General features: G+C 70.6%; 11 protein-coding genes. 4 read left to right on the top strand and 7 right to left on the bottom strand.

All coding sequences use genetic code 11. The annotated features are described in order from the left end of the window. Positions 1 to 13 precede the first annotated feature (13 nt). Together ACIBEF_RS05615 and ACIBEF_RS05620 are read right to left on the bottom strand one after the other, a co-directional pair. Positions 14 to 1,279 (bottom strand): deoxyguanosinetriphosphate triphosphohydrolase, encoded by a 1,266-nt coding sequence (locus tag ACIBEF_RS05615; protein ID WP_396791474.1) that lies wholly within the window; start codon positions 1,277 to 1,279, stop codon positions 14 to 16. Next, complete coding sequence (locus ACIBEF_RS05620; protein WP_396791476.1) at positions 1,269 to 1,616, bottom strand: VOC family protein; 348 nt, start codon at positions 1,614 to 1,616, stop codon at positions 1,269 to 1,271. Before ACIBEF_RS05620 ends, ACIBEF_RS05615 begins: the two co-directional genes overlap by 11 nt. A 253-nt stretch (positions 1,617 to 1,869) precedes the next feature. On the opposite strand from ACIBEF_RS05620, the gene ACIBEF_RS05625 reads away from it, so the two are divergent. Continuing rightward, complete coding sequence (locus ACIBEF_RS05625) at positions 1,870 to 2,370, top strand: roadblock/LC7 domain-containing protein (RefSeq protein ID WP_357207070.1); 501 nt, start codon at positions 1,870 to 1,872, stop codon at positions 2,368 to 2,370. Positions 2,371 to 2,412: 42 nt separating this feature from the next. Here ACIBEF_RS05625 and ppdK read toward each other — a convergent pair whose 3' ends face one another. Next, positions 2,413 to 5,121, bottom strand: a complete 2,709-nt coding sequence (gene ppdK / locus ACIBEF_RS05630) for a pyruvate, phosphate dikinase (protein WP_396791478.1) — start codon at positions 5,119 to 5,121, stop codon at positions 2,413 to 2,415. 223 nt (positions 5,122 to 5,344) lie between these two features. Between ppdK and ACIBEF_RS05635 the strand changes: the two genes are divergently transcribed. Next, positions 5,345 to 7,132 (top strand): family 20 glycosylhydrolase, encoded by a 1,788-nt coding sequence (locus ACIBEF_RS05635; protein WP_396791603.1) that lies wholly within the window; start codon positions 5,345 to 5,347, stop codon positions 7,130 to 7,132. A 375-nt stretch (positions 7,133 to 7,507) separates the two neighbouring features. Next, on the top strand, positions 7,508 to 8,170 hold the full coding sequence (locus ACIBEF_RS05640) for a C39 family peptidase (protein WP_396791480.1): 663 nt from the start codon (positions 7,508 to 7,510) through the stop codon (positions 8,168 to 8,170). A 738-nt stretch (positions 8,171 to 8,908) separates the two neighbouring features. Here ACIBEF_RS05640 and dusB read toward each other — a convergent pair. From dusB to ACIBEF_RS05660, 4 genes are all read right to left on the bottom strand, one after another. Continuing rightward, positions 8,909 to 10,081, bottom strand: a complete 1,173-nt coding sequence (gene dusB / locus ACIBEF_RS05645; protein ID WP_396791482.1) for a tRNA dihydrouridine synthase DusB — start codon at positions 10,079 to 10,081, stop codon at positions 8,909 to 8,911. 64 nt (positions 10,082 to 10,145) lie between these two features. Then, positions 10,146 to 11,525 carry a glycine--tRNA ligase gene (locus ACIBEF_RS05650; RefSeq protein ID WP_091409675.1) on the bottom strand — a complete coding sequence of 460 codons (1,380 nt, stop codon included), beginning with the start codon at positions 11,523 to 11,525 and terminating at the stop codon, positions 10,146 to 10,148. A 114-nt stretch (positions 11,526 to 11,639) separates the two neighbouring features. Then, entirely contained in the window at positions 11,640 to 12,119 is a 480-nt protein-coding gene (locus ACIBEF_RS05655) for a hypothetical protein (RefSeq protein ID WP_238678531.1), read from the bottom strand. A 24-nt stretch (positions 12,120 to 12,143) separates the two neighbouring features. Next, positions 12,144 to 12,485, bottom strand: coding sequence for an antibiotic biosynthesis monooxygenase (locus ACIBEF_RS05660; RefSeq protein ID WP_366611971.1), 342 nt, complete (start codon positions 12,483 to 12,485; stop codon positions 12,144 to 12,146). Positions 12,486 to 12,514: 29 nt separating this feature from the next. On the opposite strand from ACIBEF_RS05660, the gene ACIBEF_RS05665 reads away from it, so the two are divergent. Beyond that, positions 12,515 to 12,772 carry a hypothetical protein gene (locus ACIBEF_RS05665; RefSeq protein ID WP_030338196.1) on the top strand — a complete coding sequence of 86 codons (258 nt, stop codon included), beginning with the start codon at positions 12,515 to 12,517 and terminating at the stop codon, positions 12,770 to 12,772. The last annotated feature ends 4 nt before the right edge of the window (positions 12,773 to 12,776 follow it).

Raw genomic sequence — 12,776 nt, forward strand, 5'->3', positions numbered from 1 at the left:
CAGTTAGGTTAGCCTAAGTTAGCTCGTGGTCGGCCGGGGGTGTCCCCTTGCCGACCAGGCGGGTGTGCCAGGCCACCGCCGCCGGGTCGGTGAGCGAGGCGACCTGGTCGATCACCACCCGCAATCTGGCCCGGTCGTCCGGGGCGGCCCGCCACATCGGAACGAAGATCGGGTCGAGCCCCTCCGGGGCACGCCGGACCAGCGCGGCGACCAACTCCGCGAGCATCGTCCGCTGCCGCTCGTAGCGGCCCCGGAAGCCGCTGCGACGCATCACGTACCGCAGCGCTATGCCCTTGAGCAGCGCGCACTGCGCCCGCACCAGGCGGGGCACCACCAGGTCGGCGGCGTAGCGGCGGTGTGGGCCCGGACCGAAGCGCTCCTCCGTCGCCGCCACCGCGGCGGACACGAACAGCCCGGTCACCCCGCTGGTGGTGGCCTTCAACGCGACCTGCGCGCGATGGCTGCCGTCGTAGCCGGCGAGCGGGGCGAGCAGCGGACCGGCCAGCAGATCGATGAGCACCTCGGCCAGGTCCGCCGCGGACTCCCCGGAGTAGGCGGCGGCCACGTCGGCGCAGAGCGCCGCCCGCTCGTCGGCGTCGGTGAGCAGCGGGTGCAACGTGACATAACCGCCGTGGATGCCGTCCTCCACGTCGTGCACCGAGTACGCGACGTCGTCGGCCCAGTCCATCACCTGGGCCTCCAGGCAACGCCGGTCGCCGGGTGCGCCGGCCCGGATCCAGTCGAAGACGGCCGCGTCGTCGGCGTACACCCCGAACTTGCGCTCCCCCGGGCGGCGCGGCCAGGGGTACTTGCCGATCGCGTCCAACGACGCCCGGGTCAGGTTCAGCCCGGCGGACGAGCCGTCCGGGGCGAGCACCTTCGCCTCGAGGCGGGTCAACACCCGCAGGGTCTGCGCGTTGCCCTCGAAGCCACCGCACGGCGTGGCGAGCAGATCCAACGCAGCCTCGCCGTTGTGCCCGAACGGCGGGTGCCCGAGGTCGTGCGCGAGCCCCGCGACGTCCACCACGTCCGGGTCGCAGCCCAGCCGGGAACCCATCTCCCGGGCGATCTGGGCCACCTCCAACGAGTGGGTCAGCCGCGTACGCAGGAAGTCGTCGGTGCCGGCGGTGTGCACCTGGGTCTTGGTGGCCAGCCGGCGAAACGCCGCCGAGTGCAGCACCCGGGCCCGGTCGCGCTCGTACGGCGACCGGCGATGCCCGGTGTCCTTGGGCGGCTCCTCGACCAGCCGGGCGTCCGCCGCCCCCGGCTCACTTCTCACGCAGGATGCAGAACTCGTTGCCCTCGGGGTCGGCCAGCACCGTCCACTCGACGTCGCCCTGACCGATGTCGACGTGCCGGGCGCCCATGTCGACGAGGCGCTCGACCTCAGCCTCCAGATCGGCGGGGCGCAGGTCGAGGTGCAGCCGGTTCTTGCGCTCCTTGCCCTCGCTCACCGGAACGAAGACCAGGCCGGGCAGGCGGTCGGCGGACTGGCGGATCTCCACCTCGTCGGGCTTTTCGGTGACGACCTGATAGCCGAGCGCCTTAGCCCACCAACGGGCCAGTCGGGCCGGATCGCGGGCGTCGACAGTCAGGCTCTCCCAGACACTCGTCATGCAGTCACCTCTTCCCGTTCGACGCGGCGCCCAATCGGCCGTGTACGAGCGAGCCAAGGTTACGCCCGCCACCACTGCCCGACCCGCTCACGACGCATCGATGAATGGCACACAACCACCGATTGGCCCCCAGTTGCCGACCGATCGCCGAGGGTTACGGTCTCGCGGTCGGAAGTCGCCAGCGGTAGCGTTCCCAGCGCGGAACGTGACCAGCCGACTGACACGCAGAGCCGACCGGTGAGGGGTAACGCTCGTGGACGCAGACACGGTGATGGGACCGGAGCTACGCGGGCTGCGCCAGCGCCGACCCGACATCGCCGGCACGGTGCTCGCGGGCACCGACGGCCTGCTCATCTCCAGCGACCTGCCCAGCACCGACGCCACCCATCTCGCCGCGCTCGCCGCCGCGAGTTTCGGGCTCGGGCACCGGGTGGCCGACACGGTCCGGCATGGTGAGTTCCGGGAGTCGGTCGTGTGCACCACAGCAGGCTGCGTGGTCACCTATCCGGCCGGGCGCAGCGCCCTGCTGACCCTCGTCACCGCGTCGGCGGCGGACGACCTGGAGGCGCTGCACGAGGAGGCGCGGGTGGTGGCCCGTCGGGCAGGGTCGTTCCTGGACATTCGCGGCGCGGGCATCGGCGCGACAGCCGTACCGGACGCGCACGCCCCGCTGGCCACGCGTACCCCGATGGCGACCCTGCCGGCGCAGTTGCGCCGCTCGTCCCGACCGACCTGGCGTCGTCCGCCGATCTGAGCGCCGGCGGCGGCCCGGTGACCGGGCCGCCGCCGGCGTGCGTCACCTGCTGTCCGACCCGCCGGTCTCCACGACCGCCCGACCGGCCTCCAGCCGGGCCACCGGCACCCGGAACGGCGAACAGGACACGTAGTCCAGGCCGACCTCGTGGAAGAAGTGCACCGAGTCCGGGTCACCGCCGTGCTCACCGCAGACACCGAGTTTGAGCCCGGGGCGGGCGGCCCGGCCCTCCTCGGCGGCGATCCGCACCAGCCGGCCGACTCCGTCACGGTCGATCGACTCGAACGGCGAGATACCGAAGATGCCCAACTCCAGGTAGCGCCAGAAGAAGGCCCCCTCGACGTCGTCGCGGGAGAAACCCCAGCCCATCTGGGTCAGGTCGTTGGTGCCGAAGGAGAAGAACTCGGCGGCCTCGGCGATCTGCCCGGCGGTCAGGGCCGCCCGGGGCACCTCGATCATGGTGCCGATCAGCACCTCGACGCCGCTGTCCCCGACCACCTCGGCAATGATCTTCTCGGCCTCGGCGCGAACCGTCTCCAGCTCCTGCACCGCCCCGACCAGCGGCACCATGATCTCCGGCTTGGCCACGCCCCCGGCGCGGGCGCAACTGACCGCCGCCTCGGCGATGGCGCGGACCTGCATCGCGAACAGGCCGGGGATGACCAGGCCGAGGCGTACACCCCGCAGCCCGAGCATCGGGTTCTCCTCGTGCATCCGCCGGACGGCGGCGAGCAACGCCTCCTCCTTGGCCACGTCCTCGCCGCGTTCCTGCGCGACCGCCACGTTGACGGCGAGCTGCTCCAACGGCGGCAGGAACTCGTGCAACGGCGGGTCGATGAGCCGGACGGTGACCGGCAGGCCGTCCATCTCGCGGAAGATCTCCTCGAAGTCGGCCCGCTGCAACGGCAGCAGCGCCGCCAGAGCCGCCTCCCGCTCACCCGGGGCCCGGGCCAGGATCAGCCGCTCGACCAGCTCCCGCCGGTCACCGAGGAACATGTGCTCGGTGCGGCACAACCCGATGCCCTCGGCGCCGAAGCGCCGGGCCCGGGCGGCGTCCGCGCCGGTGTCGGCGTTCGTGCGGACCGCCAGCCGCCGCTTGCCGTCGGCGTGCGTCATGATCCGGTGTACGGCCCGGACCAGCGCGTTGTCGACGTGCTCGGGGTCGAGGCTGCCCTCGAAGTACTGCACGACCTCTGAGGGCATGACCGGCACCTCGCCGAGGTAGACCTTGCCGGTGGTGCCGTCGATGGACACCACATCGCCCTCGGCGACGGTCTGACCGGCGACCGTGAACCGCTTCGCCGGCACGTTCACCTCGATCTCGTCGGCACCGGAGACGCAGGTCTTGCCCATGCCCCGGGCCACCACCGCGGCGTGGCTGGTCTTGCCGCCGCGCGAGGTGAGGATGCCCTTCGCGGCGATCATGCCGTTCAGGTCGTCCGGGTTGGTCTCCCGGCGTACCAGGATCACCGACTTCCCCTCGGCGGCCAGCTCGACGGCTCGGGCGGAGGTGAAGACCACAGTGCCGGACGCCGCGCCCGGCGACGCGCCGATGCCCTTGGCGACCGGCTGGAACTCGTGGTCGAGCTGGAAGCGCGGGAACATCAGCTGGGCCAGTTGGGCGCCGTTGACCCGGTGCAACGCCTCGTCCAGGTCGATCAGGCCCTCGTCGACGAGCTGCCCGGCGATAACGAAAGCAGCGGCGGCGGTGCGCTTGCCGACCCGGGTCTGCAACATCCACAGCTTGCCGCGTTCGATGGTGAACTCGATGTCGCAGAGGTCCTTGTAGTGCTCCTCCAGCCGGGCCATGATGCCGAGCAGCTCGTCGTAGGACGCCTTGTCGAGCTGCTCCAACTCCTGCAACGGCACCGTGTTGCGGATGCCGGCGACCACGTCCTCACCCTGGGCGTTGGCCAGGTAGTCGCCGTAGATGCCCTGCGCCCCGCTGGCCGGGTCACGGGTGAACGCGACACCGGTGCCGGAGTCGGGCCCGAGGTTGCCGAAGACCATCGTCACCACGTTGACCGCGGTGCCCAGCTCGGCCGGGATGCGCTCCTGGCGGCGGTAGAGCACGGCGCGTTCGGCGTTCCACGACTCGAAGACCGCCCGGATGGCCAGGTCGAGCTGTTCGCGTGGCTGCTGCGGGAACTCCCGGCCGGTGTGCTTCAAGAAGATCTTCTTGTACGCGTCGACCAGCCCCCGCAGGTCGTCGGCGTCCAGATCCAGGTCGTTGTGGGTGCCCTTGGCGTGCTTGGCCTCGTCGAGCGCGTGCTCGAACTCCTCACCCGGCACCTCGCAGACGGTCTTGCCGAACATCTGGATGAGTCGCCGGTAGGAGTCCCAGGCGAACCGCTCGTTGTTGCCGGCCTGGGCTGCGAGTCCTTCCACGCTCTGGTCGTTGAGACCGACGTTGAGGACGGTCTCCATCATGCCGGGCATGGAGAACTTGGCACCGGAGCGGACGGAGACCAGCAGTGGGTCCTGCGGGTCACCGAGGCGCTTGCCCATCGCGCGCTCCAGCGACTCCAGGTGCGCCTCGATCTGACCGGCGAGCCCGTCCGGCTCCCGTCCCGTCGCGAGGTACGCCTGGCACGCCTCGGTGGTGATGGTGAAGCCGGGCGGAACGGGCAGGCCCAGATTGGTCATCTCGGCGAGGTTTGCCCCCTTGCCGCCGAGCAACTCCTTGAGCTCCTTGTTGCCTTCGGAGAAGTCGTAGACGTACTTGTGATCGACGGTCTCTTGCGCTGCCACCAGAGCCTCCACAACACACGCGCCGGATTGACACTTAACGAAGGTTCAGTTTCTTTCTTCCCCGGGACGGACCGCCGGTAATCCCGGGGTCGACGTCGATCGGTGGGCGAAGGTTAAGCGACCATCGGGTGACCTGGGACCGTTCGGTGACAATTGGCACAGCTATCACGACTATCCGTGTTCGTACCGGTTTTTGGGAACGCTTCCATGCGCACCATCACGCATCCGGGCCGAGCGTCGTACGCTTGACGCCACGCCAGCCGGTGAACCTCACTTTTGCCATAACGGACGCGAATACACCCCCGGAGTCGCCGCCGTGTCGACCACCCCCTCCCCCGCCCCCACCGCCGTCCCCGCACCGCGCTCGGCGGAGGAACCGGACGTGGCCACGCTGGCCCGCACGGCCGAGCAGACCGCGGGCGCGTTGCTCGCCCCGGCGGCCCCCCACCGGCTGGCCGACGTCGTGCCCGCCCCACAGCAGGTCCAGCCGGACCCGACCGCCGACTGGACCCTCCCAGCCGAAGCCGTCATCGTGTCCAGCGCCGACCCCGCCGCGTTGGCGGTCGCCGAGCAGCTCGCCCAGCTCCTGCGTCCGGCCACCGGCTACCCGCTGCCGGTCACCGACGCCACCACGCCGGAGCCCGCCGGTGGCATCGCGCTGGTGCTCGACGGCAGCGCCGACCTCGGCGCGGAGGGCTACCGCCTCGACATCGCCACCGACGGGGTGAACCTCACCGCCGCCACCGCCGCCGGCCTCTTCCACGGCGTACAGACGCTGCGCCAACTGCTGCCAGCGGCGATCGAGAGCTCCACCCCGGTCACCGATCGCTGGGTGCTGCCCGGCGGGACCATCACCGATGCACCCCGGTTCCCGTACCGGGGCGCGATGCTCGACGTCGCGCGGCACTTCTTCGCCGTCGAGGACGTGCTGCGGGTGGTCGACCATCTGGCCCGCTACAAGCTCAACCACCTGCACCTGCACCTCACCGACGACCAGGGTTGGCGCATCACCGTCGACTCCTGGCCGAAGCTGACCAGCATCGGCGGCACGACCGAGGTCGGCGGCGGCCCCGGCGGGCACTACACGAAGGCCGACTACGCGCGGATCGTCTCCTACGCGGCAGCCCGCCACATCACCGTCGTCCCGGAGATCGACCTGCCGGGGCACACCAACTCGGCGCTGGTCGCGTACCCGGAGCTGGCACCGGACAAGATCGCACCGCCGCCGTACACCGGCACCGAGGTCGGCTTCAGCTACGTCGACCCGGCCGACGAGCGCACGTACGACTTCGTCGCCGACGTGCTGGGCGAGGTGGCCGCGCTCACCCCCGGCCCCTGGCTGCACATCGGCGGCGACGAGGCGTTCAAGGTCAAGGGCGAGGTCTACACCGGTTTCGTCGAGCGGGTCCAGCGCATCGTGGCCGACCTCGGCAAGACCGTCGTCGGCTGGCACCAGCTCGCGCCAGCCGCCCACCTCGACGGGCGGGTCCTGCAGTGGTGGGGCACGAACGGCGAAGACCCCACCACCGTCGACGCCGTACGCCGGGGCGCCCGACTGGTCGTCTCCCCCGGCAACCACGCCTACCTGGACATGAAGTACGCCCCGGACACCCCGATCGGGCACGACTGGGCCGGCCTCATCGACGTGCGAAAGGCGTACGACTGGGATCCGGGCACGCACGTCACCGGCGTACCCACCGAGGCGGTTCTCGGTGTGGAGGCCCCGCTCTGGACCGAATCGGTCACCTCGCTGGCCGACATCGAACTGCTGCTCCTGCCCCGCCTCCCGGCCATCGCCGAGTTGGGCTGGTCACCCCGGGCAAGCCACGACTGGGCCGATTTCCGCGACCGCCTGGCCGGCCAGGGCCCGCGCTGGACGACGGCCGGGATCACCTTCCACCGCGCGCCCGAGATCCCCTGGCCGACCACCCCGACGACCATCCCCACCCACCCCAACCCGGCCGTCCCCAGCCAGGGCAACACGACCCGAGAGGGTGCCAACCCGATATAGGCCGCGGCTCCGGTGGGTCACCCAACGCCAGATGTCCGATTTTTGGCTCAACGTCCCGTGGCCGGGGCCACTGGGATGGCGGAATCGTCGGCCTGGCGGGGTCGTTATACCTGGCACGCCACCGCGACTGTCGGTCGTCGGTGCAGGGCAGCCGCCGGGAACACCGGCCGGGCCGCCCCGGTTACATCCCCCGGCACAGCGCAGCAGCACCGGCAGAGAACGCGGCGGAATGATCCGCCGCCCCGGACCGTTGTGCTCTGTCCCGACGCCGGCCCCACGGGCCGCCGGGACGAGACCACTGCCTGACTCCCGCGCGGACTGCTGTCCCCTGTCACGCCGCGCGGCACCCCCGATGAAGCAGAGGAGCACGCCATCATGCGTACCGATCTGATTCGTAAGACCGCTCTGACCGCCGCTGGCCTCGCGTTCACCGGTGGCGCCATCGTCGGACCCGTCACCACCGCGTTCGCCGCACCCACCACCGGCAAGCCGGCTTCGCAGGCGCAGACCGACCGCAAGGACCACGGTGAGCGTCAGCTCGGCGTGCGCTACGAGGCCCAGCCGAACTTCTACTACTGCGGCCCCGCCGCCGCCCGCAACGCCCTGTCCGTACAGGGCAAGGACATCAGCGTGGACGCCATGGCCAAGGAGATGGGCACCACCGAGGCCGGCACCAACTCCATCAACGACATCACCCCGGTGCTGAACAAGGAGACCGGTAAGAACGACGCCTACCACTCCGTCGAGATCAGCACGCCCAAGGCCGACGAGAAGCAGACCGACAAGCTTCGCGCCGACGTCGTCAAGACCGTCGACGACGGCCGGGCCGTGGTCGCCAACATCGCCGGCACCACCACCGACACCGACGGTGGTATCCACTCCTTCGAGGGTGGGCACTACATCAGCGTCGTCGGCTACCGCGACAACGGCAACATCGTCAAGATCGCCGACTCCGCCGACCCGAACACCGCCTCGTACGAGGTCACTATCGAGCACCTCGCGGACTGGATCGCCACCCGCGGCTACGCCACCAGCTGAGCGTCACCCGACGCCGAAGGGCCGGACCCCACCACGGGGTCCGGCCCTTTCGCATGTCCGCGCCCCGTGCCCCGCGCCCCGCGCCCCGCGCCCCGCGCCCCGCGCCCCGCGCCCCGCGCCCCGCGCCCCGCGCCCCGCGCCCCGCGCCCCGCGCCCAAGATCCGAGCAAGATCCGAGCAAGATCCCCGATGTTGCTGCCTCCGACACGCCGGAGACACCAACATCCCTGATGTTGCTCGGATCTCGGCGACGAAGTACCCGGCGCGGGGTCCGTTGTCTGCGTCACGGGCCCTTTGGAGCTGATGTCGTAGACGAATCAGCGTCACCAGGGCAGCGGCGAAGCAACGTCGCAATGGGACCTACCGGGCAACCCGGTGGCGGCACCTGCAGGGCAACTCGCCACGGCAACCCGCAGGGCAAGACGGTGACGGCAACGCGGTGGTGGCAGCCGCAGGGCAACACGGTGACGGCAGAACGGTGGGTGGCAACCCTAGGGCAACGACGCGGGGGCGGCAGCCGCAGGGCAATAAGCGGGTGCGGCAACCGCAGGGCAGTGCGAGTCAGTGGCACCGCCGAACAGCACACGGCCGAGCCCAGGTCATGACTCGTTTACGACATCAGCTCGATAGCGTGCCGCACCGTGCCGCACCCCTACGTCCGCCCCCTGCTCCCGGCCGGAACCGGGCCGGGAGCCTGCGAAGAAGGCCCGACGGCGACGACCCCACGACGGTCGAGGACTCAGCCGCCCGAGTCGTCCATCTCGGCACCCTCGGGGACGGTGTCGTCGTCCCGGCTGGCCAGCCAGCCTTCCGGCAGGAAGACCTTGCCGGGCGAGTTGGTACGCCCGCGCGGCTGCCCGAGGGCGGTCATCGGGAACGGTTCCGCCGGGTCGAGCTTGCCGAGCAGGTCGTCGAGCTGGGCCAGGCTTTCGATCATCGCCAACGAGCGCCGCAGCTCGCCGCCGACGGGGAAGCCCTTGAGGTACCAGGCGACGTGCTTGCGGAAGTCCGTGCAGCCGTCCCGTTCACCTCGGGCCGGGTTGCGGGCGCCGGCAGTGAACTGGTCGACCAGCAGCTCGGCGTGCCGGCGCATGGTCACGGCCACCTCTCCGAGAGTGGGCAGCCGCCGCTCCGGCCGGCCGTTGAAGGCGGCCTCCAGGTCGGCGAAGAGCCACGGCCTACCCAGGCAGCCGCGCCCGATGACCACGCCGTCGACGCCGGTGTGGTCAACCATGCGCAGCGCGTCGTCGGCCTCCCAGATGTCACCGTTGCCGAGCACCGGCACGTCGAGAGCCTGCTTCAGGGTGGCGATCGCGTCCCAGTCGGCGGTGCCCGAGTAGCGCTGCGAGGCCGTGCGCCCGTGCAGGGCCACCGCTGCCACGCCGGCCTCCTGGGCGGCGAGCCCGGCTTCGACGTACGTCAGGTGGTCGTCGTCGATGCCCTTGCGCATCTTGACAGTGACCGGCACCCCGGCCGGTGCCGCGGCGGCCACCGCTTCCCGCACCAGCCGCGCGAAGAGCCGACGCCGCCACGGCAACGCCGCGCCGCCGCCGCGCCGGGTGACCTTCGGGACCGGGCAGCCGAAGTTGAGGTCGATGTGATCGGCCAGGTTGCGCTCGACGACGATCCGCACGGCGGCGGCGGTGATCTCCGGATCGGTGCCGTAGAGCTGGAGACTGCGGGGCTTCTCGTCGTCGCCGAAGGCGATCATGCGCAGCGTCTTCGGGTTGCGCTCGACAAGCGCCCGAGTGGTGATCATCTCGCAGACGTAGATGCCGCCGCCCTGCTCGCGACAGAGCCGACGGAACCCGATGTTGGTGATCCCAGCCATCGGCGCGAGCACGACCGGCGGCCACACCTGGTGCTGGCCGAGAGTCAGCGGGCGCAGCGCGGGCACGGTCGAGGCAGTCACCGGCCAAGTGTACGGGGCCCCGACCGGCGCTCATCGCGTCGGCCGAGGCCCCGTGCGCAGAGTCTCAGCAGCCCGGGAGCCGCTCGATCAGGTAGCGCTCGACCTGGTCCAGGGAGACGCGCTCCTGGGCCATGGTGTCCCGGTTGCGCACCGTCACCGCGTTGTCGTCCAGGGTGTCGAAGTCGACGGTGACGCAGAACGGGGTGCCGATCTCGTCCTGCCGGCGGTAGCGACGCCCGATCGCCTGCGAGTCGTCGAACTCCACCACCCAGCGCTTGCGCAGCAGGGTCGCGAGATCCTTGGCCTTGGGCGACAACGCCTCGTTGCGGGACAGCGGCAGCACCGCCACCTTGACCGGGGCGAGCCTCGGGTCGAACCGCATCACGGTGCGCTTGTCCACGCCGCCCTTGGTGTTCGGCGCCTCGTCCTCGTCGTACGCCTCCAGCAGGAAGGCGAGCACCGCGCGGGTCAGACCCGCGGCCGGCTCGATGACGTACGGCATCCAGCGCTCACTCTTGCTCTGGTCGAAGTACGACAGGTCGACGCCGGAGTGCTTGCTGTGCGTGGAGAGGTCGAAGTCGGTGCGGTTGGCGACACCCTCAAGCTCGGCGAACTCGGTGCCACCGAACTGGAAGCGGTACTCGATGTCCACGGTCCGCTTCGAGTAGTGCGACAGCTTCTCCTTGGGGTGCTCGAACAGGCGCAGATTGTCCGCCGAGAGGCCAAGGTCGAGGTACCAGTTCCAGCGCTCCTGGAGCCAGTACTCGTGCCACTGCTCGTCGGTGCCCGGCTCGACGAAGAACTCCATCTCCATCTGCTCGAACTCACGGGTCCGGAAGATGAAGTTGCCCGGGGTGATCTCGTTGCGGAACGACTTGCCGGTCTGCGCGATGCCGAACGGGGGCTTCTTGCGGGCGACCGTCTCGACGTTCTTGTAGTTGACGAAGATGCCCTGCGCGGTCTCCGGGCGCAGGTAGTGCAGCCCCTCGTCGCTCTCCACCGGGCCCAGGTAGGTCTTCATCAGGCCGTTGAACATCTTCGGCTCGGTGAAGGTGCCCTTGTTGCCGCAGTTGGGGCAGTTCAGCTCGGCCAGCGAGGTGAGCGGCTTGCCGTGCTTCTCGGCGTACGCCTCTTCCAGGTGGTCCGCCCGGAACCGCTTGTGACAGAACTGGCACTCGGTGAGCGGGTCGACGAACTCGGCGATGTGGCCGGACGCCTCCCACACCTTGCGGGACAGGATCACCGCGGAGTCCAGGCCGACGACGTCGTCGCGCTGCTGGACCATCGTCTTCCACCACTGCCGGCGAACGTTCTCCTTGAGCTCCACGCCGAGCGGACCGTAGTCCCACGCCGATCGGGTGCCTCCGTAGATCTCACTGGAGGGGAAGACGAAGCCTCGGCGCTTGGCGAGGCTGACGACGGCGTCGATACGGTCGGCTGGCATGTTTCCTCCTACGCCGGCTGGCGGTCGGCGGGGGCGAGATGTGGACTGAACGGTCGGTTCGGGACAACGGTACGACCACCGTCCCCCCGAGCCCAGCAGAATACCGGGGACGGGTCAGCTGACCTCGCAGACCTCCACGCCGCCGGTCTGCCCGTCCTGCCCGAGGCTGACCTGCTGCCGCTCCCGGTCGCCGCCGTCGAGGGTCACGTCGACCGGCACGGTCAGGTAGGTGGTGTCCACCTCGCCCACCCGGAACCCTGTCACCTGCGGTTCTGCGGCGGCGCGCCGTTCGAACTCCGGCCGGGACTCACGCCGCTGCGCGTCGTCGCAGAGCTGGTCGTACGCCCGCCCGTAGTTCCGCTCGACCAGCGCCTGGTAGTAGTCGCCGGTCACGGTGCGGGCCTGTTCCCGGATGGCCTGGACTCCGCTGACGGCCAGGCCGACGACGGCGGTGCCACCGCCGCCGCAGCAGAGCACCACGGCGAGCGCGCCGACGCCGAGGCCGATCCAGAGCCGAGTCCGGCGGCCCTCGGTGGGCGGCGCGGCGAACGGCGGAGCCACCCCGGGACCGGGTGGCGGGGCGGGTGCGGTCATAGGAGCAGCGTAGTGTCCGGCGGCTCAGCGGTAAGGACCCGCAGCCCGATCACTCTCGGCGACGACCACGGCCCCGCCGGGGGCGGCGGTGGCCAGCGCCTCGTACGCGGAGGGCTCGTCGACGGACTCGGCGAGCAGCGGCACGGCGCTGACCTTGACCTCGAAGCCGCCCAGCGCCCGCCGGTACGTGCCGACCGACTCCCATTCGGTGACCAGTGACCAGTGCCGGGGGTCGTCCAGCGCCCGGACCAGTTGGCCGCGCAGGTAGCCGGGCCGGGCGGCCAGCGCGGTGAGGGCGGCGTGCGCCCGTTCGGTGAAGCCGTCGGCGGCATCGACGTCGACCACGAACCGGTTGGTCACCAGCACCGGGGGTTCCTCCTCGTAGAGTCTGTGGGATGCAGCGTACGCAGCGCCCTCTGCTCGCCCGGTTGGCCGGGGCGAACCCGACGTCGGTGTTCCTGCTCACCCTCGTGGTGGTGCTGGTGGCGTTTTTCACGCCCGGGGTGATTGGCGGGCTGCTCACGCTCGCGCTCGCCGGGGTCCTGATCGCCCTGTTGGCGACGACCTGGGCGGTTCAGGCGCCGCAGACCCGGCTGATCCGGCTGGTGATGCTCACCCTGCTGGTGACAGTGGGCCTCGCGAAGCTCCTCTGACATG

Source organism: Micromonospora sp. NPDC050795, assembly GCF_044456785.1.
In the GTDB taxonomy this organism is placed as follows: Bacteria; Actinomycetota; Actinomycetes; order Mycobacteriales; family Micromonosporaceae; genus Micromonospora.